Genomic DNA, 1,337 nt, shown 5'->3' with positions numbered 1-1,337 from the left:
TGGGCGGTTCCGCTCCAGCCGGCTCCGGCGATGTTTTGGGACGAGGCCCACATCTTGCGGGCTTCGTCTTCGACGGTTTGGGCGTGTACGTCAAAGCGGCCGGCCATGTCGCGCATGGCGTGCGGGTCGGTCATAAACCGGGTAGTCATGGAACTCTCCTTAGGGTGAAGTCAGTGTCGGTGCGGGGTGCTGGCCCGTGCTATTCCCAGGGTACGACCTGGGGTTGAACGGGCGGCTTCAAACGTGTGACATGTTGTTTTCCTTTTCCCCCTATCCCGCTACCACCGGTCGGCCCATCACCGTCGGCTTAAACCCATACCGCGGCGCACCAAAGCCGAAGCCGCCTCGGCCCGCCGAGGCCACCGACGGCATCCCGGCCGGCACGGTGGCCACTGCGCTGCTTTCCTCGGCGGCGGCGGTCCAACCGGTCCCCGCCAACGTCGCAGAACCGGTGCCCGCCGGGGTGGCTGCCGACCAACTGGCCGGCACCGACAAGCCGCCGACGGCGGCTGCCCGGCCCGCGCTCGCCAACACGGGCGCGCCGCCGACGGACGCGGTCGTCGCCGGGGCAACCGAGCCCGAAAATGCCGCGCCCCCAACGCCGCCAGCGCCGACAGCTTCTGCGGCGGCACCGGCGGCGCCCTCGGCCTTCGACTCTCCGAGCCCGGCCATGATGCCGCCGAACATGTTCCAGGCCCCGATGTTTCCCGCTGCCTGGGTGTAGGTCTGCAGTGAGTTCCAAATCCCGATGTTCTGTGTCGAGTTGATGAAGTCCGACAAGAAGCCCCCCGACGTCGAGGGCGCCGCCGCCAGCGGAGACGACAGCCCTTGCACCGTGCCCGGCAGGGTCGAGACCAGCTGCGACAAGCCGGTCTGCGTGCCGGCGTTGGAGACCGCGGCGGCCTGACCGGCCAGCGCGCCCGGGTTGGTGTTCGGCGTCGGCGACGTCAACGGCTGCAATCTGCCGGCGACCGCGCTGCTGCCCGCGTAGCCGTACATGGCCGCAGCGTCCTGGGCCCACATTTCGGCGTAAAGCGCTTCGGTAGCCGCGATCGCCGGCGTGTTCTGGCCGAGGAAGTTGGTGGCCACCAACGCGGCCAGCTGCGCCCGGTTGGCCGCGACCACCGGCGGGGGCACCGTCATCGCGAACGCTGCCTCATAGGCGGCCGCGGACGCTATGGCCTGGGCGGCGGCGTGCTCGGCAGCCGCGGCCGTCGTGTTCATCCATCCCACATACGGCGCGGCCGCGGTGGCCATCGCCGCCGACGCCGGACCGAGCCACTCTTCGCTGGTCAGACCCGTGATCACCGATTCATAGGCCGCCGCCGCGGTGGACA

General features: G+C 70.0%; 2 protein-coding genes. Both read right to left on the bottom strand.

Translation table 11 applies throughout. The annotated features are described in order from the left end of the window. A partial coding sequence (locus tag A5707_RS17005; protein WP_197495293.1) for a WXG100 family type VII secretion target occupies positions 1 to 149 on the bottom strand: 149 nt, incomplete at its 3' end. Positions 150 to 270: 121 nt separating this feature from the next. Further along, positions 271 to 1,337, bottom strand: a 1,067-nt coding sequence (locus tag A5707_RS17000; protein ID WP_065015629.1) for a PPE family protein, incomplete at its 5' end; no start/stop codon positions are given.

Origin of the sequence: Mycobacterium kyorinense (genome assembly GCF_001672775.1) — a bacterium.
Classification (GTDB): Bacteria; Actinomycetota; Actinomycetes; order Mycobacteriales; family Mycobacteriaceae; genus Mycobacterium; species Mycobacterium kyorinense_A.
The sequence above is the reverse complement of the archived record's forward strand: the minus strand, read 5'-3'. Positions and strand labels throughout refer to the sequence as shown.